Source organism: Aeromicrobium terrae (genome assembly GCF_008039565.1).
GTDB classification, from domain to species: Bacteria; Actinomycetota; Actinomycetes; order Propionibacteriales; family Nocardioidaceae; genus Aeromicrobium; species Aeromicrobium terrae.
The window spans coordinates 318,371-337,189 of record NZ_VDUX01000003.1 but is presented as its reverse complement, the minus strand read 5'-3'; the positions used below and the strand labels follow the sequence as shown (position 1 = coordinate 337,189).

18 protein-coding genes are annotated in these 18,819 nt (G+C 70.6%); 5 read left to right on the top strand and 13 right to left on the bottom strand.

The window, feature by feature from the left end:
* Nucleotides 1-39 precede the first annotated feature (39 nt).
* From FHP06_RS08330 to FHP06_RS08315, 4 genes are all read right to left on the bottom strand, one after another.
* Complete coding sequence (locus FHP06_RS08330; RefSeq protein WP_230973458.1) at nucleotides 40-597, bottom strand: PaaI family thioesterase; 558 nt, start codon at nucleotides 595-597, stop codon at nucleotides 40-42.
* 100 nt (nucleotides 598-697) lie between these two features.
* Entirely contained in the window at nucleotides 698-1,183 is a 486-nt protein-coding gene (locus FHP06_RS08325; protein ID WP_147685682.1) for a PaaI family thioesterase, read from the bottom strand.
* The gene (locus FHP06_RS08320) at nucleotides 1,180-1,878 is read right to left on the bottom strand and encodes an SDR family oxidoreductase (RefSeq protein ID WP_147685680.1); all 699 of its coding nucleotides are present in this window, start codon (nucleotides 1,876-1,878) and stop codon (nucleotides 1,180-1,182) included. Before FHP06_RS08320 ends, FHP06_RS08325 begins: the two co-directional genes overlap by 4 nt.
* A gap of 1 nt (nucleotide 1,879) precedes the next feature.
* Nucleotides 1,880-3,064, bottom strand: coding sequence for an acetyl-CoA C-acyltransferase (locus FHP06_RS08315; RefSeq protein WP_147685678.1), 1,185 nt, complete (start codon nucleotides 3,062-3,064; stop codon nucleotides 1,880-1,882).
* Between the two features lie 57 nt (nucleotides 3,065-3,121).
* On the opposite strand from FHP06_RS08315, the gene FHP06_RS08310 reads away from it, so the two are divergent.
* Entirely contained in the window at nucleotides 3,122-3,652 is a 531-nt protein-coding gene (locus FHP06_RS08310; protein ID WP_147685677.1) for a winged helix-turn-helix transcriptional regulator, read from the top strand.
* Between the two features lie 11 nt (nucleotides 3,653-3,663).
* Here FHP06_RS08310 and FHP06_RS08305 read toward each other — a convergent pair whose 3' ends face one another.
* Entirely contained in the window at nucleotides 3,664-5,487 is a 1,824-nt protein-coding gene (locus tag FHP06_RS08305; RefSeq protein ID WP_147685675.1) for a phosphoenolpyruvate carboxykinase (GTP), read from the bottom strand.
* Nucleotides 5,488-5,591: 104 nt separating this feature from the next.
* Between FHP06_RS08305 and FHP06_RS08300 the strand changes: the two genes are divergently transcribed.
* Together FHP06_RS08300 and FHP06_RS08295 are read left to right on the top strand one after the other, a co-directional pair.
* Nucleotides 5,592-5,924 carry an ArsR/SmtB family transcription factor gene (locus FHP06_RS08300; RefSeq protein WP_147685673.1) on the top strand — a complete coding sequence of 111 codons (333 nt, stop codon included), beginning with the start codon at nucleotides 5,592-5,594 and terminating at the stop codon, nucleotides 5,922-5,924.
* On the top strand, nucleotides 5,924-7,627 hold the full coding sequence (locus FHP06_RS08295) for a SulP family inorganic anion transporter (protein WP_147685671.1): 1,704 nt from the start codon (nucleotides 5,924-5,926) through the stop codon (nucleotides 7,625-7,627). The genes FHP06_RS08300 and FHP06_RS08295 overlap by 1 nt, the downstream gene beginning before the upstream one ends.
* 7 nt (nucleotides 7,628-7,634) lie before the next feature.
* On the opposite strand, the gene FHP06_RS08290 is transcribed toward FHP06_RS08295, so the two are convergent.
* Together FHP06_RS08290 and FHP06_RS08285 are read right to left on the bottom strand one after the other, a co-directional pair.
* Nucleotides 7,635-8,987, bottom strand: a complete 1,353-nt coding sequence (locus FHP06_RS08290) for an FAD-binding oxidoreductase (RefSeq protein WP_147685669.1) — start codon at nucleotides 8,985-8,987, stop codon at nucleotides 7,635-7,637.
* A gap of 88 nt (nucleotides 8,988-9,075) precedes the next feature.
* A complete protein-coding gene (locus tag FHP06_RS08285; RefSeq protein ID WP_147685667.1) occupies nucleotides 9,076-12,570 on the bottom strand; it encodes an FG-GAP-like repeat-containing protein in 3,495 nt (1,164 codons plus the stop codon).
* Nucleotides 12,571-12,677: 107 nt separating this feature from the next.
* Here FHP06_RS08285 and FHP06_RS08280 point away from each other — a divergent pair, with 107 nt between their 5' ends.
* Nucleotides 12,678-13,031, top strand: coding sequence for a response regulator transcription factor (locus FHP06_RS08280; protein WP_147685665.1), 354 nt, complete (start codon nucleotides 12,678-12,680; stop codon nucleotides 13,029-13,031).
* Between the two features lie 29 nt (nucleotides 13,032-13,060).
* Nucleotides 13,061-14,530: a histidine kinase gene (locus FHP06_RS08275; RefSeq protein WP_147685663.1), complete on the top strand. Its 1,470-nt coding sequence runs from the start codon at nucleotides 13,061-13,063 to the stop codon at nucleotides 14,528-14,530.
* A gap of 118 nt (nucleotides 14,531-14,648) precedes the next feature.
* Here the strand turns inward: FHP06_RS08275 and FHP06_RS08270 are convergent, their stop codons facing one another.
* The 6 genes from FHP06_RS08270 to FHP06_RS08245 all read right to left on the bottom strand — a co-directional run bounded on the left by FHP06_RS08270 (nucleotide 14,649) and on the right by FHP06_RS08245 (nucleotide 18,798).
* Nucleotides 14,649-15,590, bottom strand: a complete 942-nt coding sequence (locus FHP06_RS08270) for an NmrA/HSCARG family protein (RefSeq protein ID WP_147685661.1) — start codon at nucleotides 15,588-15,590, stop codon at nucleotides 14,649-14,651.
* A gap of 32 nt (nucleotides 15,591-15,622) precedes the next feature.
* Nucleotides 15,623-16,486, bottom strand: coding sequence for a S8 family serine peptidase (locus tag FHP06_RS08265; RefSeq protein WP_147685659.1), 864 nt, complete (start codon nucleotides 16,484-16,486; stop codon nucleotides 15,623-15,625).
* On the bottom strand, nucleotides 16,483-16,980 hold the full coding sequence (locus tag FHP06_RS08260; protein ID WP_187271850.1) for a GAF domain-containing protein: 498 nt from the start codon (nucleotides 16,978-16,980) through the stop codon (nucleotides 16,483-16,485). The genes FHP06_RS08265 and FHP06_RS08260 overlap by 4 nt, the downstream gene beginning before the upstream one ends.
* Nucleotides 16,981-17,016: 36 nt before the next feature.
* Nucleotides 17,017-17,250: a hypothetical protein gene (locus FHP06_RS08255; RefSeq protein WP_147685656.1), complete on the bottom strand. Its 234-nt coding sequence runs from the start codon at nucleotides 17,248-17,250 to the stop codon at nucleotides 17,017-17,019.
* 106 nt (nucleotides 17,251-17,356) lie between these two features.
* Entirely contained in the window at nucleotides 17,357-18,052 is a 696-nt protein-coding gene (locus FHP06_RS08250) for a Crp/Fnr family transcriptional regulator (RefSeq protein ID WP_147685654.1), read from the bottom strand.
* An 83-nt stretch (nucleotides 18,053-18,135) separates the two neighbouring features.
* A complete protein-coding gene (locus FHP06_RS08245) occupies nucleotides 18,136-18,798 on the bottom strand; it encodes a response regulator transcription factor (protein ID WP_147685653.1) in 663 nt (220 codons plus the stop codon).
* Nucleotides 18,799-18,819: the final 21 nt, after the last annotated feature.

Here is an 18,819-nt window from a genome sequence, read left to right as displayed (position 1 = left end):
CTGCACCGTAGGCAGAGTCACTTGAGAAAATCAAGTGGATCAGGTGCGACGGGCGAAGTACACACCTTCCGCGGTGATGGTCACGCCCTCGTCGTCGGCGATGTGACCGACGACGAAGATCTTCCGGCCGTCGGTGCGCTCGACTTCGGCCTCCGCGTGCAGGTGCCCGAGCCGGGTCGGCCGCTGATACCGCAGGCTGATGGTGCCGGTCGCGGCCGCCGTCTCCAGGCGACCGAAGCTGGCGACGACGCCGAGGAGGTGGTCGAGCACCAGCGCGCTGTACCCACCGTGCACGTGGTCGGGGGCGCCCTCGTACGCAGCGCCGAGCTCGACGTCCAGGTGGGCGCGGCCGGGGGCGTCCTCGACGACGTCGAGGGGCGGCGCGACCGGGTTGCGCGTGCCGATGGCGACGTTGCCCCAGGACAGCGGCTCGCCGTCGGGATCCAGGCCGACGCCCAGAGGGCGGTCGCGCTGGCGGCCGCGCAGCAACGCCGTTGCGGCGTCGACCTGCTGCTGGGCGGCCAGCAGGTCGGACTCGTCGACCTCCGTCAGCAGGGTGGCGTCGATCAGCTCACGGACGGACGCTGCCAGCGGCACCAAGAGTCTCTCGTGCTTGGAGATCTCGTCGGCGGCGATGTTCGGGAGGCCTTCACATGGCCAGAACGTAGCTCTGCCGGGCGGCAGCGTCGAGGACGGTTCAGCTCGCCAACAACAGGCACGTGGCGACGGCTGTGGCGACGACGCGGCCGTGGCTGTCGGTCACCCGCGCCTCGGCGGTGGCGGTGCGCCGACCGAACGTCACCACGTCGGCCCGGCAGCGGAGCGTGCCGCTGTCCAGGTTCGCCGCACGGGTGAACTTGATCGTCAGGTCGAGCGACGTGTACCCCGTGCCGGCGGGCAGCTTGGAGTGCACCGCGCAGCCCAGCGCGGAGTCGGCGAGACCGGCGAGCATGCCGCCGTGCACCGAGCCGATCGGGTTGAAGTGCCACTCGGCGGGCTCCATCTCGAACTCCGCCCAGCCGTCGCCGACGCCCACTGGCGTGATGCCGGTCGTCTGGCCGGCAGGGACCGGAGGCAGCTCGCCCGCGCTGATCAGGTCGAGGAACTCCCGGCCGGGCAGCTCGCGCGCCGCGTCGACGAAGACCTTCGGGTCCTCCCACGTGTAGGTGCGTTCCCTGGTCATGCGGTCCTCCTGAGCTGCGGGTAGAGGGTCTCGATCGGGGCGGCGAGCCCGGCCTTCACCTGGCCGCTGAGCTCGTCGGCGAGGATCTCGAACTCGCCGGCCTCGATCCCGTCGTACGCGGACCGCACGACGTCGGCCGGGTCGAGCTTGGGTGCGTCGACCCGCTCGGCCATAGGGGTGTCCGCGTAGCCGAGGTGCAGGCTCGCGACGTGGACGTCCGGCGCGAGCTTGATCCGCTGCGTGTTGGTGGCCTGCCACAGCGCGGCCTTCGTCGCGCTGTACGCGTCGCCGATGCCGAGCCAGCTGAGCACCGACAGCACGTTGAGCAGCGTCCCGCCGGACGCCCTCAGCGCGGGGGAGAAGGCGTTGGTCACCGCGAGGGCGCCCCAGAAGTTGGTCTCGAACAGCTCGCGCGCGGCGGGCAGGTCGCCCAGCACGCTCGAGCCGTTCGATGCCCCTGCATTGTTGATCACGACGGTGACGTCGTCGGCTATCGCTGCCGCGGCGGTGACGGACTCGGCCGACGTCACGTCGAGCTCGAGCGGGACGACCCGGTCGTCGCCCCAGTCCTTCGGACGGCGGGCCGCGGCGTAGACCTTGGCGGCACCGCGCTCGAGGGCCTGGTGGACGAAGTGCGTCCCGAGTCCGCCGTTGGCGCCGGTGACGAGCACGACGGCTCCGGTGAGCGTCGGCACGTCAGACCCGCTCGATGATCGTGGCGTTGGCCAGGCCGCCGGCCTCGCACATGACCTGCAGGCCGTAGCGGCCGCCGGTCTGCTCGAGGTTGTTGACGAGCGTGGTCATCAGGCGGGCACCGGAGGCGCCGAGCGGGTGGCCGATGGCGATCGCGCCACCGTTGATGTTGACCTTGCCGAGGTCGGCGCCGGTCTCCTTCTGCCAGGCCAGCACGACGGACGCGAACGCCTCGTTGACCTCGAAGACGTCGATGTCGTCGATCGTCAGGCCGGCCTTCGCGAGCACCTTCTGGGTGGCCGGGATGATGCCGGTGAGCATGTAGATCGGATCGTCGCCGGAGACGGCGAACGCGTGCACTCGCGCCCGCGGCGTCAGGCCGAGGCGCTCGGTGGCCTCACCGCTCGCGACGAGGACGGCCGCCGATCCGTCGTTGACCGGCGAGCTGTTGCCGGCGGTGACGCGCCAGTCGACGTCGGGGTAGCGCTCGACCCAGTGGTCGTCCTTGAAGGCGAGCCGCAGGCCGGCGAGGGTCTCGGCGGTGGTCTCGGGCCGGATGGTCTCGTCGACGCGCAGGTGGGTGATCGGCGCGACTTGGGAGTCGAACAGGCCGTCCTTCCAGGCTCGCGCGGCGCGTTGGTGCGACTCGGCGGAGAACTCGTCGAGCCGGGCGCGGGAGAGATCCCACTTGTTGGCGATCAGCTCGGCGCTGACGCCCTGGGGGACGAGGCCGTGGTCGTAGCGCTGGCCAACACGGCTGCCGGCGAAGTCCTTGCCCTGGAACTGCGAGCCGATCGGGATGCGGCTCATCGACTCCACGCCCGACGCGATGGCGACGTCGTACGCGCCGGCGATGACGCCTTGGGCCGCGAAGTGCACGGCCTGCTGGGACGAGCCGCACTGGCGGTCGACCGTCACGCCCGGCACGGACTCCGGGAAGCCGGCTCCCAACAGGGCCCAGCGGGCGGTGTTGCCGGACTGCTCGCCGATCTGCCCGACGGCGCCGCTGATGACGTCGTCGACGACGGCCGGGTCGATGCCGGTGCGCTCGACCAGCGCCGCGAGCGTGTGCGCATGCAGGTCGACGGGGTGGATGTCGGCGTAGGCGCCGTTCGGCTTCCCCTTGGCGACCGGGGTGCGGACGGCGTCGATGATGTAGGCACTCTGACTCTGGCTATTGATGACCATAGTCAGAAACCTACACCCTGACTTGGCAAAAACATAGTCAGGTGTAGCCTGTCTCACATGAGCGAGACCGACGTCATCGAACGCCTGGGCGCGTTCTCCGAGCGCGAGCTCTGGACCGCCAAGGGCTTCTGCCGCATCGAGCGCGCGCTCGACGTGGTCGGCACGCGCTCGGCGATGCTGGTGGTCCGCGAGCTGTTCTACGGCGGCACCCGGTTCGACGAGCTGGCCCGCCGCACCAACCTGAGCGAGGCCGTCGTCGCCTCACGACTGAAGCAGCTGCACGCCGACGGCATCGTCGAGCGCCGCCCCTACCAGGAGGAAGGCCAGCGCACCCGCGACGAGTACGTCCTCACCGATCGCGGGCGTGGTCTGTTCCCGATCGTCGTCGCCCTGATCCAGTGGGGCGAGGGCCTGAAGGACGACCACCGCACCGGCGTCGAGCTCGTGCACCGCGACTGCGACGCCCCGCTCTCCGCGCAGGTCAGGTGCGAGAAGGGCCACGAGGTCCCGCTCGACCAGGCCGCCGTCCGGCTCAAGGACGAGAAGTACGTGACCGCCCTGCGCTCCCGAGCGCGCAAGCCTCGCTGAGGTGACTCCGATCAGGCTTGGTTGAGTGCGTCGGCGACGCGTCGGTGCGCCGCCCAGATCTCCTCAGGCAGGCCGTCGAACTGGGCGAGGTGCTTCTCGCGGAAGCCCATCTCCTGCTTCCACCGCTCGGTGTCGATGGTCAAGATGGTGTCGAGGTCGGTGAGCGTCTGCTCGTCGAGGCCGTCGAGGTTGAGCTCCTCGCGCCTGGGCAGCACGCCGACCGGAGTCTGGCGGCCCTCGACCTCGCCATTCAGGAACTGCATCAGCCAGTTCAGCGGTCGGAGGTTCTCGCGGTAGCCCGGCCACAGGAACCGTCCGTCGTCGCCGCGCTGGAACCAGTTGACGTGGGCGAAGATCGGCTTGGTGGTCGTGCGGCCGATGACCTCGAGCCAGTGTGCGGCGTAGTCGGCCTCCGAGTACGCCATGAACGGACGCATCGACATCGGGTCGTAGCGGAGCACACCCTCGAGTCCGTCGGCCGCGGCGGTCGCCTCGGCCCCGAGCGTGAGACCGTCGTAGACGCCCTCGGCGACGTCCGTGATCGCCCGGATCAGCGGTTCACGGTCGCGGGTGCGGCCGCCGAAGATGATGCCGTGGATCTCGACGCCGGCGGGGTCCTCGAAGTCCTGGGCGACGTTCGGGACGTTGGCCAGCGTGGTGGTGAAGCGGCTGTTCGGGTGGGCCCACGGGTCGTTCGCCTGCTCGGGTGAGCGGTCGGCGATCCGCTCTCCCTTCCAGTCGAGCCAGCCGTCGAGGTCGGTCGGCGTGTCGCTGCGACCCTCCCACCAGACCTCGTGGGTCTTCTCGTTGTAGGCGACGTTGGTGAAGATCGCGCCGGTGCCGGGCACGATCGAGTCGATCGCGGTCGGGTTCGTCTTCTCGTTCGTGTCCTTGGCCACGCCGAAGACGCCGTTCTCCGGGTTCATCCCGTAGAGCTTGCCGTCGTCGCCGACCCACAGCCACGCGATGTCGTCGCCGTAGAACTCGACGTAGTAGCGGTCGCCGAGAGCGTCAGGAGCCAACGTCATCGCGAGGTTCGTCTTGCCCGAGGCAGACGGGAAGCCGCCGCAGATGTTGTACTTCGCGCCGGTCTCCTTGTCGGTGATGCCGAGCAGCATGAACTGCTCGACGAGGAAGCCGTTCTTCCAGCCGTCGTAGGCGCCCTGGCGCAGGCCGTGGGCGATCTTGCCGAGCAGGGCGTTGCCGCCGTACGAGGAGCCGTAGTGCAGGATCGTGCGCTCGTCGGCGACGGTCACGAAGTAGCGCTGGTCGTCGGGCGTGCCCTGGCCGAGGTTCTCCAGGTCGCCGGTCACGTGCACGGCCTTGACGAACGAGTCGCCCAGGTCGTTGACGTACTCGACGCCGACTCGTGACATGCGGATCATCTGGAGCACGACGTTGCGGTTGTCCGTGAGCTCGACACCTGCAGCGAACGTCTCCAGCGGCGAGCCCTTCGGCGCCATCAGGTAGGGGATGACGTACATGGTCTTGCCGGCCGAGGCGCCGGTCATCAGCTCGACGAGCTTCGGCTCCATCTCGGCGGCAGGCCTCCAGTTGTTGTAGACACCCCGGTCAGCCGGGTCGCTCGTGGCGACGATGGTGCGCTCCTCGGCGCGCGCGGTGTCCTTGTAGTAGGACCGCGCGTAGTAGAGGCCCGTACCAGCGGGGAGCAGCTCGCCGGCCTCGAGCGACTCCTGGACCAAGCGGGCGTCGTCGGCCGACGACACGACCTCGACGCGGGCGGCGCCGGTCGTCGCGGCCCAGGTCTCGACGTACTGCTGCACGTGGAGGTTGGTCAGCCCTGCGTCGTCCATGACCTGCTGGATGCTCGTCACTGCTCGCTCCTGACTCGTGAGGTGCTCGTCTGATTCAAGACATGAAGATGTGTTCAAGTCCTGTAGTGTAGGGCCCGTTCGTGACGGTCGATGGAGGAGGGTCAATGAGCGTCCCGCTGTACCAGGCGAAGGCGGAGTTCTTCCGCACGCTCGGCCATCCCGCACGCATCCGGATCCTCGAGCTGCTCGCCGAGCGCGACCACGCGGTGCACGAGCTGCTCGAACGGATCGCGATCGAGCCGAGCAACCTGTCACAGCAGCTCGCGGTCCTGCGCCGGACGTCGCTCGTGGTGTCCCGGCGCCAGGGCGGTGAGGTCCTCTACTCGATCAGTGCCCCGGAGGTCCGCGACCTCCTGATGGCCGCACGGAAGATCCTCGTCGGTCTGGCCGCGGCGAACAGCGAGTTCGAGGACGAGCTGATGGTCACATCAGACTGATGGGCTGGGCATCGCGAGGCATCCGGGCCGCTGGGCTCCTGGCCCGTGCCGATGACCTGCTGCCACGCAAGGACGACTGGACTCGAGGCCGTGTCGGAGGGAACCTCACCGCCGGGGTGATGGTGGCCCTCGTCGCGCTTCCGCTCGCGCTGGGGTTCGGGGTGGCCTCCGGCGTCGGTGCGGGCGCCGGCATCGCGACCGCCGTGGTCGCCGGCGCCGTGGCGGCCGTGTTCGGCGGCAGCCACGTCCAGGTCAGCGGGCCGACCGGCGCGATGACCGTGGTCCTCATCCCGATCGTCGCCGCCCACGGTGCCGACGGCGTCCTGGTCGTCGGCCTCATGGCCGGCCTCATGCTCCTCGTGCTCTCCGTCACCGGAGCGGGGCGGGCGATTCGCTACGTCCCCATCCCCGTCGTCGAAGGGTTCACGGTCGGCATCGCCGTCATCATCGCCCTGCAGCAGCTCCCGGCCGCGCTCGGCGTCGAGGCGCACGGCGAGAAGATCCTCGTGCTCGCCGCCGACGCGGTGTCGGCCTGGCTGTCCAGCCCAGAATGGCTCACACCAGCGACGACGATCGCCACGGTCGCCGTCATCCTCGTGGTCGGGCGGGTGCGGCCCGGGATGCCGACCGCGCTCCTGCTCGTCGCCCTGGCGACCCTGGTGAACGCACTGGCAGACGGGGGACTGACGACCATCGGGCACATCCCGACCGGCCTCCCGGCACCTCACCTGCCCGACGTCCCGTGGGCGGACATCGACAGTCTGGTCCTCGCGGCGGCGGCCGTCACTGCACTCGGCGCGCTCGAGAGCCTGCTGTCAGCGACGGTCTCCGACGCCATGACCGTGGGGGAGCGCCACGACCCCGATCGCGAGCTCTTCGGACAGGGCCTGGCCAACGTCGTCAGCCCGCTGTTCGGCGGCATCCCCGCCACGGCCGCCATCGCGCGCACCGCGGTGAACGTGCGCGCCGGCGCCACGTCGCGTCTCGCCGCGCTGACCCACGCCGTCCTGCTCCTCCTCGTGGTGCTGGTGGCAGCGCGGTGGGTGAGCGAGGTCCCCTTGGCGTCGCTGGCGGGGGTGCTGATAGCCACCGCCGTGCAGATGGTGCGCGTGTCCAGCCTCACGGCGCTCGTCCGGTCGACGCGTGGCGACGCCGTCACCCTCCTGATCACGGCCGGGGCCACGATCGCCTTCGACCTCGTCGTCGCCGTCATCATCGGCTTCGTCGTGGCCGGCTTCTTCGCTCTCCAACAGACGGCCGGCACGGTGCGTCTCGAGGAGACTCCGCTCGACGAGACCGATCACGTCGCCGAGGAGCGCCAGCTGCTCGACGAGCACATCATCTGCTTCCGCCTGGAGGGACCGCTCTTCTTCGCGGCAGCCCACGACTTCCTGCTCGAGCTGGCCGAGGTCAGTCGGGTCAGGGTCGTCGTGCTCCGGATGTCGCACCTCACCACGGTCGACGCGACCGGAGCCCACGTTCTCGCCGACACCATCGGTCGGCTCGAACGCCGTGGCATCACCGTGATGCTGTCAGGGGTACGGCCGATGCATGTGCGCGTCCTCCGAGAGCTGGGCGTCCATGATCGGCTCGCGCACGAGAAGCACTTCTTCGCCACCACCCCCGAAGCCATCGAGCACGCCCGCGTCCACGCCGCCCGCATCGAGCATGCCGCGGAGGACGCCCGCGGAGCTGACGCCTGACGGATCGTCACGCCCCCGTCGTGGGCCGGACGTTGTGATTGGCGGCGAACAGGTTGTCGGGGTCGTAGCGGCGCTTCACGGCTGCCAGCCACCGGCGCGTCTCCTCCGGGTACACCGCCGCGACATCCTCCTCCCTCGTCCCACTGAGGAAGTTCGCGTAGGCGCCGTCCGTGTGCGGGGCGAGGCGGGCCCAGAACGCGTCCAGGCCGGGGAGGGCCGCAGCCACCACGGGCGGCGGTCCGACGGTCATGCTCGCCACCATCAGCTCGGCCTGGCGGTGGGCGTAGGCCGTGGCGTCGGCCTCGACGCGCGCGACCGCACCGCCGAGGGTGCGGACGGCGACGACGGGCGAGCCGGGCTGACGCGTCGACTCGGCCAGGATCCTGAGCGCGTCCGGCGTTGACTCGTGGCCGACGAACGCGTTGCGACTGACGAACTGCAGGCCGGGTGGCGGGACGGGCCCGTCGACCAGGACGTCGGCGTACGGCGTGAGCCCGACGTGGTCCTCCAGCACGGTGCCGAGGCGGTGGATCGGCTCAAGGATCTCCGCGGCGAGGGCGTTGTGGTCGGTGTCGACGACGACGTGGACCTCCACCGGCGCCTCGGGCCCGCCGGTCATCGGGTTCGCGAGCACGACCATCGAGGTGAGGTCCTCGGACGCGTCGTGCTGGTAGGCGGCCCAGCCCTGCAGGACCTGCTCGGTCTCGGCGGCCGGGAACGTGATGTGGCCGTGGAAGACGTCGGTGGTCGGGTGCGCGACGAGCTCGAACGCCGTCACGACGCCGACGTTCCCGCCGCCACCGCGCAGCGCCCAGAAGAGGTTCGGGTGCTCGTCCTCACTGGTGTGCAGCACGGCGCCGTCGGCCGTGACGACCTCGGCACCGACCAGGTTGTCGAGGGCGAGCCCGTGCTTGCGGACCTTCCAGCCGATGCCGCCGGACAGGGTCAGGCCGCCGACGCCGACGCTGCGGGTGTCTCCGGACGAGAACCCGATCCCGTGCTCGGCGAGGGTGTCCGCGACCTGGCCCCAGGTGGCTCCGCCGCCGACGCGGACGACGTGTAGCTCGGCGTCGACGACCTCGACGTCGTCGAGGTGCCGCAGGTCGATGACGATCCCGTCGTCGTTGGTGCCGAACCCGGGGAAGCTGTGGCCGCCGCCCCGGACGCTCAGGGCGAGCCCTGAGGCGGCAGCGAGCCGGACCGCGGCCTGGACGTCGCCGGTGCTCCGAGGCCGCAGCACGTAGCGAGGCGAGCCGGTGGCGAACAGGGTGCGGGTGGCGTCGTCGTACTCGGGGCTGCCGGGCGCGATGACGTCGCCGCCGAAGCCCTGCGGCAGCACGAGGGTGGGTGCGGTGGTCATGTCGTCTCCTTCGTGGTTCGTCACATACATGACGAACCACGGCGTCGAAACATGACATCGAGGGCCCGCGGGCTCTACCTCTGATCGCTCAGAGCGGGAGCAGGCCGAGCGTCAACCAGGTCCTCGTCGCCGGCGTCGGGTCCACGTTGCCTGCCGGGTCGGTCGCCCGCACCGAGACGGTGTGGTTGCCCAGATGGACCTGCGTGACGCTCCACGGACTGGTGCAGGACTGCCAGGCGCCGCTGTCGAGCCGACACTGGAAGCTCGAACCACCCTCCGACGAGGCGAGTCCGAAGGTCGCCTTGCTCGACAGCAGGCTCAGCCCGGAGGGACCACTGGTGATCGTCGTCTGCGGCGGCGTGGTGTCGACGATCCAGGTCTTCGAGGCGGGCACCGGATCGACGTTCCCGGCCTCGTCCGTGGCTCGCACGGCGAACGTGTGCGTGCCGCTGCCGAGCGGACCGAAGCTGTCACCGGACTCGCACGCGGCGTACGCGCCCGCGTCGAGCTTGCACTCGAACGTCGCCGGCTCGTCGGCCGAGAAGGTGAACGTCGCCCTCGTCTGGTTGGTGACGTCCGCGGGGCCAGAGTCGATCCGGGTCTTCGGCGCGGTGGTGTCGACCTTGACGGTGAACGTCCGGCCGGCGGGGGTCGCATCGGCGTTGCCGGCCGCGTCCTTGGCCCGCACCTGGAACGTGTGGCTGCCGTTCGCGAGCACCGCCGTGGTGAACGGCGACGCGCACGGGCCGAAGTCCGCACCGTCGACGCGGCACTCGAACGTCGCGCCGGCATCCGGTGAGCTGAAGCCGAACGTCGGCGTCTGGTCGTCGATCGTGCCGGTCGGCCCGGAGTCCACAGCGGTGTCCGGGGCGACCGAGTCGACCGTGAAGGCGCGCTTGGCCGGCGTCGGCTCGACGTTGCCGTACGAGTCCGTCGCGCGGACCTCGAACGTGTGGTCGCCGTCGGACAGCTCGGAGGCGGTGTACGGCGACGTGCAGTCCGCGAACGGCGCCGGCGCGATCCGGCACTCGAAGGTGCTGTTCGGGTCCGGGGTGCCGAAGGTGAACGTCGGGGTGGCGTCATTGGTCAGGCCGCTGGGCCCGCCGGTGATCCCGGTCCGGAAGATCTCGGTGTCGATCGTGAACGTGAGCCGTGCCGGCGTCGGGTCGACGTTCCCGCCCCAGTCGATCGCCCGCACGTCGAACGTGTGGGCACCGTCGCTCAGAGGGGCCGTCGTCGTCGGCGACGTGCAGGGTTCGAACGGCTCGTCGTCGACCCGGCACTCGTGCGACTTCGCGCCGTCGATGTCGGAGAAGCTGACGCTCGGGGTCCGGTCGTAGATCAGGCCGCTCGGTCCGGAGGAGATCACGGTGTCCGGGGCGACGGTGTCGACGGTGAACGCGATGGCGGCGGGGATCGGGTCGACGTTGCCGGTGGTGTCCACCGCCCGCGCCTGGAAGACGTGGTCGCCGTCGGCGAGCTCGGCGGTCGTGTGCGGCGTCGTGCAGGCCTCGAACGCGGCGTCGTCGACGCGGCACTCGAACGTCGCACCCGGCTCGGGCGACGTGAACCCGAACGTCGGCGTGCTGTCGCCGGTCCAACCGCTCGGACCGGAGGTGATCGACGTGGTCGGCGGGTTCCGGTCGAGCGTGAACGCCCGGCTCGCCGGGCTCGCGTCCTCGTTCCCGGCGGCATCCTTCGCGCGCACCTGGAACGTGTACTCACCATCACCGATCCCGTCACTGGTCCACGGGGAGGTGCAGTCGCCGAAGGCGCCGTTGATGCCGCACTCGAACGTGGATCCCGGTTCGGACGAGACGAACGTGAAGGTGGGGGTGTTGTCGTTGGTCGGCCCCTCGGGACCGCCGGTGATGGTGGTCTGCGGCGCAACGGTGTCGACCGTGAACGTGCGCACGGCCGGTGACGGGTCGACGTTCCCGGCGTCGTCCTTGACGCGCATCTCGAACGTGTGGGTCCCGTCGTCGAGCGCCGGGAGCGTGAGCGGTGACGTGCACGGGCTGAAGGGCGCGTCGTCGAGGCGGCACTCGGAGGTGAACTCGAGCTCCGACGCCCTGAACGCGAACGTGGGCGTCGCGTCGGTCGTCAGCCCCTCCGGACCGTCGAGGACGAAGGTGTCCGGCGGGATCGTGTCGACCTGGAAGATGCGGACGGCGGGCGTCTCGTCGACGTTGCCCGACGCGTCGATCGCGCGCACGTAGAACCCGTGCGCACGATCATCCTGGGCCGGCAACGTCAGCGGCGACGTGCAGGGGCTGAAGTCTGCGTCCTCGAGGCGGCACTCGAACGTCGAGCCCGGCTCGGACGAGGTGAACGTGAACGTCGGCGTCGCGTCGTTGGTCAGTGCCCCTGGACCGCTGGTGATGGTGGTGTCCGGCGGCGTGGAGTCGAGCGTGTTCAACAGCACTGAGACGTCGCCGAAGGAGCTGTCGGCCGAGAACTGGTTCGCGACGACGACATCCGGGTGGTGATCGGCATTGAAGTCTGCGACCGCCACGGCCACTGGGCTGCCGTTGGTGCTGAACGTCTTGAAGTCACTGAAGGTGCCGTCTCCGTCGCCATGAACCACGGCGAACCCGGACCCGGGGGCCGCGAGGCCGAGGTCGGGATGGGAGTCGTCGTTGAAGTCACCCACGGCGATGTCCATCACCCTGCTGGTGTCGTAGCCGGCGACGGGAGCGACGGTGTGGGTGGCGGCGAAGGTCCCGTCGCCGCCACCGAGGAGGATCACGATCCCCACCTGCTCTCCGAGGACGGCGAGATCGGGATCGGCGTCGCCGTTGAAGTCGCCGGCCGTGATGGCGCTGAAGCTGTCGGCGAGGCCGCCCACGTCCTGGCTGGTCGGAGGGCCGAAGGAGCCGTCACCGTTCCCGAGCAGCACCGCCAGGGTGCCACCGTTGCTGACCGCGAGGTCCAGGTCGGAGTCCCCGTCGACGTCGCTGGCCACGAGGGAGAGGGGGAACTCACCGGCCGGGAAGGCGGCCGCCGAGCCGAACGTGCCGCCCGCCCCACCGAGCAGGACCGACACCGTGCCGGCGTGGCGGTTCGCCACCGCGAGGTCGAGGTCGCCGTCGTGGTTGAGGTCGTCGACCGTGACGGAGCTCGGGTTCTCGCCGGCCCCGAAGGTGGTCGAGTCCTCGAACGTCCCGTCCGGGCTGCCGAGCCAGACCCAGACCTCGTTCCCGTCGCTGGAGGACGCGACCAGGTCGGTGTTGCCGTCGGCGTCGAAGTCGCCGGCCCCCACCGAGTCGGTGTAGTACCCCGAGGTCTCGTAGTCGGTCCCTGAGTCGAACCTGCCGTCGCCGGTGCCGAGCATCACGACGACGTCGTTGCCACCGGTCACGACATCGGGCTCCCCGTCGCCGTTGAAGTCGGCCACGGCCACGCTGGTCGGGACGTTCCCCGTGTGCGTCAGGATCCATCGCGCGAAGCTGGAGGTGCCGGCCTCGGCGGCTCCGGCCTGCGTGAGCACCACGACGGACACCATGCTCGAGAGCACGAGCACTCGTCCGAGGGTGAGTCCGATGTGGCGACGCGTTGACGTGGTCCGTCGGGCAGTGCTCATGGCGGGAGTCCGTTCGGGAGGGTGCCCCGACGCTAGGTCCGGCGTCACGCGGAGTCGTCCGTGCCAGCACGGATCACCGGCGACGTCGCTGGTGGGAGGGTGGACGGATGCCACTGCGGGTCGTTCTGATCGATGACGATCGACGGTTCCGCGCGACGGCTCGGCGGGCGCTGGAGGCCGAGGGCGTCGAGGTCGTGGCCGAGCTGGCTTCCGGCAAGCAGGCCCTCGCGACGGTCCAGCGTTGCTACCCTGACGTCGTCCTGGTCGACGTCCGGATGCCCTGGATCGACGGGGTGGAGGTCGCCCGGCGCCTCCAGGGGAAGGTCGGTACGACCGTGGTGATCCTGATGTCGACGCTCGGCTTGGACCACGGCCGTCTGCTGGCCGAAGGGGTCGCCGCGGGCTACATCCCCAAGGACGAGCTCTCGCTCGCCGTCATCACCGAGCTGCTGGCGCGATGATCCGCAGGCGGAGGGACAGGCGACTGGCGTTGTCGTTCGCAGGGCTCGGCGCGGGCGGTCCCGACGCCACGGTCCGCGACACCTTGCGCCGCGTGCTCGGCGACCCGGACCTCGAGATCGTCTACACCCAGGTCGGCAGCGGGAGCGGCTGGATCACCGGGCTCGGGGAGTCGACGCCCCGCCCGGACGCGCGGGCCGGACGGGCGTTCACACCCATCGACCGCGGCGGCAAGCCCGTGGCCGGACTCCTGCACGACCGTCGCCTGCTACGTCGCCCGCGTCGGCTGCGGGCCGCGGTGGACGCGGCGTCCCTGGCCCTCGACAACGAACGGCTCAAGGCACAGCTCCGGGCCGAGCTGCTCGAGGCGCGCCTGTCGCGGGCCCGCATCCTCGACGCCGGGGACCGCGAGCTCCAGCGCGTCGAGCGCAACCTGCACGACGGCGCGCAGCAGCGACTGGTCGGGCTCTCGCTGACGTTCCGGCTGGCGAGCCGGCGAGCCGCCGACGACCCTGAGCTCACCGCCCTGCTCGACGACGCCGCCCGCGAGCTCAGCGACGCGATCGCCGAGCTCCGTGAGCTGACCCGCGGCATCCACCCGGCGATCGTCGAGGACACCGGGCTCCGCGGGGCGCTCGAGTCACTGGCGGAGCGACCCGGCCTGCCCGTCGACCTGCAGGTCGACCTGCCCGAACGGCTGCCCGAGGCCGTCGAGGTTGCTGCGTACTACCTGGTCGCCGAGGCCCTCACCAACGTGAACAAGCACGCGTCCGCGACGCGCGTCTCGGTGCAGGCATACGTGGCCGACGACGTCCTCCACATCAGCGTGCGCGACGACGGGGCCGGGGGCGCCGAACCCTCCGCGGGGTCAGGGCTGCAGGGCCTGGCCGACCGGATCGGTGCGCTCGGCGGCGTCTTCGAGCTCGTCAGCCCGCCCGCGTCGGGCACCACGGTGACCGCCGCCCTGCCGCTGGACCAGGCCGTCCAGACCGACGCTGAGCAGCGACGCATGACCGCGCTGCGGTGGTTCGTGCGCGAGAACTGGGACATGCCCGGCGAGGTCGTCGACCAGATCAGGGACGAGGACAACCTCATCGCCGGCAAGGTGATGCTGCTGTGCGCCGGGGGGAACGCCAGCATCACCGACCGCGAGCGCGAGTGGCTGATCGGCTACCTCACGGCCGCGCGCGACGCGGACTGGGTGATCGAGGCGGTCGCCACCTACGACGACTCCGACACCCTCGAGGACCTGATCCAGCTGCCGGGGATCCCGGAGACCAGGCGGGGCATGCTGTACGACTCGATCCGGATGTGCTTCAGCGACGGTCCGTTCACCCCGGGCGAGCTGAGCCACCTGGAGCGCTCGGCCGCCGTGCTGGGCGTCACGAGCGACGAGCTCGACGAGCTGCGGGCCATCGTCGAGGCCGATGCGGCGCTGCGCCGACGGCGGTTCACCACCATCGTGACGCCGGTGCTCCCGCACGGCACCACGCCCGCCTGACGTGGTCTCGATAGGCTCCAGACCCCGAGAAGTGGCTTCGGTGGTCGAGTGCCTCCGCGAGCGCCAGCGAGCTGGAGGTGTATCGAGACCACCCACCGACGGGTCCTGCCGGTGCCGCCTACAGCGGGATCTTGTCCTTGTGCTTGGCGAGGAACTGCTCATACGTCTGCAGCTCCGGGTTGAGCTCCCGCGCCAGGCTCGTGTCCCGCTTCGCCGCGAACTCCTCGGGGAAGTCGCGGTAGATCTGGAACATGTTGCCCATCTCGTCGGCGCCCGGGAAGCCGAAGGTGCGGTAGAGGTCGGGCTCAGGGTTGTTGTAGGCGATCGAGCCGGTCGGCAGCACGGCCTCGAGCCCGTCGGCCATCTCGCGGATGGTCAGGAACTCCGAGGCGATGCCGAAGGTCTTCCCGATGAACCGGTCCCCGGCCTTGAACACGCCGAAAGCCACCTTGCCGACGTCCTCGGCAGCGATGCCGGCCATCGGGCTGTCGCCCATCGGGAAGGTCACGCTGTACGACCCGTCGTCGCCCTTCGTGGGGCCGAGGCCGAAGGCATAGAGGTTGTCCCAGAAGAACGACGCTCGCAGGTACGTGGTGGGAAGGTCGGCGAAGAGCTTGTCGGCCTCGGCCTTGGCGTCGAAGTGCGGCACGGCGTACTCACCCTGCAGTCGGGGCATGCGCGTGTCGCCGGCGGGCAGGTAGTCACGGGTGTCCTCGAGCGTGCTCCAGATGACGTGCTGCACCCCGGCTGACCCGGCCGCCTGAGCCAGGTTCCGTGCCTGCTCGATCTCCTTGGCGCCGGAGAAGTGCTCCCAGAAGTTGGTCACGCAGAAGGCGCCGTACGCACCGTCGAACGCCTCGGTGAGGCTCTCGACGTCGTCGAGATCGGCTCGGACGACCTCGGCTCCGGCGGCCGCGAGGCCACGAGCGACGTCGCCGTCGGGGTTCCGCGTGATGGCGCGAACGGCCCACTCACCCGACGTGTCGGCCAGAGCCGCACGGGTGAGGGAACCGCCCTGTGCTCCGGTCGCGCCGATGACGGCGATGGTCTTCGTGCTCATGGCTGCTCCATCCAGGTGAGGTCATGGCGACGCTATGAAGCAGCGGACCCGGCGTCGTCCGTGGTGTCACGGACGACGTCGGTCCGGATCTCTGCGTTGTCGCTGACCGCCTGCAGCACCGCCTTCACCTGGTACGGCGACAAGCCGGGGTGCTTGGCGAGGATGAGCGCCGCCATCGCGGCGACGTGCGGAGCGGCGAAGCTGTTGCCGGTCGCGACGGTGCTGCCACCGTCGAGCCAGGCCACCTCGACGTCGACGCCGCGGGCCCCGAACTCGACCGGCGGCTTGGGGTTCGCCGACAGCGTCCACGGGTCGTCGCCCGGCTGGCAGGCGACCGAGACGACGGACGCGTACTCGGACGGATAGGTCGGCCCGGGCTGGTTGTTCGCCGCGCAGACCAGCAGGGTGCGCTCGAAGTAGGCGAGGTCGGCGACCTCGTGCAGCGGCGCGTACATCGCGTCGCTCTTGCTCGACAGCGACAGGTTCGCGACGTCGAAGCCGTGGTCCACCGCCCACAGGAGCCCGGCGTGGAACATCCGCCCCCGGCCCTTCAGGTTCGACCCGAGCACGCGGATGCTGTGCAGGGCGACGTCGGGCGCCAAGGACCGGACGATCGCCGCGCATGCCGTGCCGTGGCCGAAGAGGTCCTCGTGCGGGCCTTCGACCGCCCGGTAGCCCTCGTGCAGGGTGTCGTCCGGCTCCATCGCGACCGCGGAGGTCACGCCGCCGACGTCCGGGTGGTCGGCGTCGATGCCGCTGTCCACGATGGCCAGGTCGACGCCGGCCCCGGTGGAGCCGCCGAAGGCCCAGTCGCGCGCGTCCTCCAGCGGGAGGGCGGGGAGATCAGGCAGTCGGTCCGAGGCGAACGCCTCGGACCAGGCCGGGAGGCGGCTCATCGTCGCTCGACGAGCTCGACGACCTGCCGCCCGATCGCCAGGTATCGCTGGTCGGCGTCGGACGGGCCGTCGCCCGCGACGATCGCCCCGAGCTGGGAGGCGAGCGTCCCCAGCACCGCCAACGGCCAGTCGCCGGACGTGTCGATGGCGGGGTCCAGGACCTCCAGGACCCCGACGACCTCGCCGGCCGAGTCGAAGAACGGCGCGGCCAGGATGGCCGTCGGGACGTACCCGGTGCTCTCCGCGATGTCGCGGGCGAACCGGGAGTCGTCGCCGACGTCGCGGACCGCCACGGGCTGCCCGGACATCGCCGTCCAGCCCACGAGTCCGCGCCCGACGGGCACCACGACGCCGATCACCTCCTCGGCGCCGATGCCGTCGGCGGCCATGAAGGTCAGTGAGTCGCCCTCGGGACTCGCGAGCGCGCAGGAGCACGCGGCCGCGTCGAACAGCTCACGCACGGCGGTGACCGAGCGGATCAGGGCGTCAGTCACGATCGACGACTCCCGTCACCGCCCGGCCCGGCGTGGTCAGCGAAGGACGCGGTGGCCCTCGGTGTCGTCATCGTCGTCGTCGGCCGGCGTCTGGCGGAGCACGCGGTGACCTTCGGTGTCGTCGCTCTCGTCGCCGGGCAGGTTGCGCAGGACGCGGTGCCCCTCGGTGTCGTCGCTCTCGTCGCCGGGCAGGTTGCGCAGGACGCGATGGCCCTCGACGTCGAGCTCATTCTTGTCGAAGCTGTCTTCCGGTCGGTTGATCTCGACCATGGTGTTCTCCTCAGGTTGTGGGAGACACGGTGCTCCCGGTTGGGTCTTACCTTCCTCGGATCCTGCGGACCGTTCTGTCCGGAACCCGACGCACGATCCGTCGACTTCATGACGCTCTGCGCACCAGCTCACCCGGCTGGTGGACGACGATGCGGCCCCGGCTGAGCTCGACCACGCCCCGACGCGCCAGCTTCTGGAGGACCTCGTTGACGCTCGAGCGGGTGCTGCCGACGAGCCCGGCCAGCTGCTCCTGGGTGATGCGGACGGTCACCGGGCGGGTGGAGTCGTCGCCGTAGATCCGGACCAGGCGCTGCAGGCTGCGGTAGACGCGGCGGTCGAGGCTCTCGTACATCACCTCGACCAGGCGATCGCTCAGCTCCTCGACCCGTCGCGAGAGCAGGGTGAGGAGCAGCTCGCCGCTGGCGGGGTGACGCTGCCGGAGGTCGTCGAACGCGCCGGCCGTCAGGGCCCGCGTCGTCGCGGTCTCGAGCGCCACGACGGTCGCCGTCCGGGTCGGAGCTCCGTCGCCGAGCAGCGAGAGCTCGCCGAACCAGTCGCCCGGCCCGATCACGTTCAGCGTCGCGGTGTCGCCGGCCGCCGTGCCGACACGGACCGCGAGCCGGCCCGCCTCGACCAGGTGGAGGCTGTCGGACGGGTCGCCCTCGCGCACGAGCACCTCGTTGCGCGTGTAAGTGCGCCCGCGGGTGTGAGCGAGCAGCTGCTCCCGCTCGGTCTCGGGCAGCGACGCGAGCAGGGACCAGTCGGTCGTGCGCGGCATCGCACCGACGCTCGAGAGGGCCATCGCGCGCTCCTGGGTGGGAAGATCGTCGACCCAGTCAAGGCCGGAGTGCGGGCCCTGTCGTCCGTGCTGCCACGGACGCCGCGTCAGCTCGCGCTCGCCCGCAGGTGCGCGAGGACGGCCAGCACCCGGCGGTGGGTGCTGGGGGTCGCCTCCAGGTCGAGCTTGGTGAAGATCCGGCTCGTGTGGGTCTCGATCGTCCGGTTGCTGGTGGCCAGCAGGTCCGCGATGGCCGCGTTGGAGTGCCCCTCGGCCAGCAACGCGAGCACCTCGTGCTCCCGGGTGGTCAGGCGGTCCAAGGGATCGGAGCGTCGCGGCGAGTCGAAGACCTTCCGCACCACCTCGGGGTCGATCACGGTTCCGCCGTCGGCGACGCGGGCGATCGCGTCGACCAGCTCGGTGTGCGCGGAGATGCGCTCCTTGAGCAGGTAGCCGACCCCGCCATGTGCACCCTTGAGCAGGTCCATCGCGTGCGGCGTCTCGACGTACTGGGAGAGCACCAGGACGCCGACGTCGGGATGGTGCTCCTTGAGCTCCGCGGCGGCGTGCAGGCCCTCAGTCGTGTGGGTGGGAGGCATGCGGACGTCCATGACCACGACGTCCGGGCGCAGCTCCTCGACCGCGGCGACGATGCCGACCGCGTCGGCATGCTGGGCGACCACGTCGACGCCTTCCTCGGCCAGGAGCCGGGCGAACCCCTCGCGGACGAGCGGCGCGTCGTCGACCAAGATCACCCGGTAGGCCGCCACCCGTCGATTGTGTCGTGCGCC

What these genes read in the sequence shown, in the direction of transcription:
- FHP06_RS08325 (WP_147685682.1), bottom strand. Translation starts at nt 1,183, where the DNA reads ATGACCAGGGAACGCACCTACACGTGGGAGGACCCGAAGGTCTTCGTC.
- FHP06_RS08315 (WP_147685678.1), bottom strand. Translation starts at nt 3,064, where the DNA reads ATGGTCATCAATAGCCAGAGTCAGAGTGCCTACATCATCGACGCCGTC.
- FHP06_RS08310 (WP_147685677.1), top strand. Translation starts at nt 3,122, where the DNA reads ATGAGCGAGACCGACGTCATCGAACGCCTGGGCGCGTTCTCCGAGCGC.
- FHP06_RS08300 (WP_147685673.1), top strand. Translation starts at nt 5,592, where the DNA reads ATGAGCGTCCCGCTGTACCAGGCGAAGGCGGAGTTCTTCCGCACGCTC.
- FHP06_RS08295 (WP_147685671.1), top strand. Translation starts at nt 5,924, where the DNA reads ATGGGCTGGGCATCGCGAGGCATCCGGGCCGCTGGGCTCCTGGCCCGT.
- FHP06_RS08290 (WP_147685669.1), bottom strand. Translation starts at nt 8,987, where the DNA reads ATGACCACCGCACCCACCCTCGTGCTGCCGCAGGGCTTCGGCGGCGAC.
- FHP06_RS08285 (WP_147685667.1), bottom strand. Translation starts at nt 12,570, where the DNA reads ATGAGCACTGCCCGACGGACCACGTCAACGCGTCGCCACATCGGACTC.
- FHP06_RS08280 (WP_147685665.1), top strand. Translation starts at nt 12,678, where the DNA reads ATGCCACTGCGGGTCGTTCTGATCGATGACGATCGACGGTTCCGCGCG.
- FHP06_RS08270 (WP_147685661.1), bottom strand. Translation starts at nt 15,590, where the DNA reads ATGAGCACGAAGACCATCGCCGTCATCGGCGCGACCGGAGCACAGGGC.
- FHP06_RS08265 (WP_147685659.1), bottom strand. Translation starts at nt 16,486, where the DNA reads ATGAGCCGCCTCCCGGCCTGGTCCGAGGCGTTCGCCTCGGACCGACTG.
- FHP06_RS08255 (WP_147685656.1), bottom strand. Translation starts at nt 17,250, where the DNA reads ATGGTCGAGATCAACCGACCGGAAGACAGCTTCGACAAGAATGAGCTC.
- FHP06_RS08250 (WP_147685654.1), bottom strand. Translation starts at nt 18,052, where the DNA reads ATGGCCCTCTCGAGCGTCGGTGCGATGCCGCGCACGACCGACTGGTCC.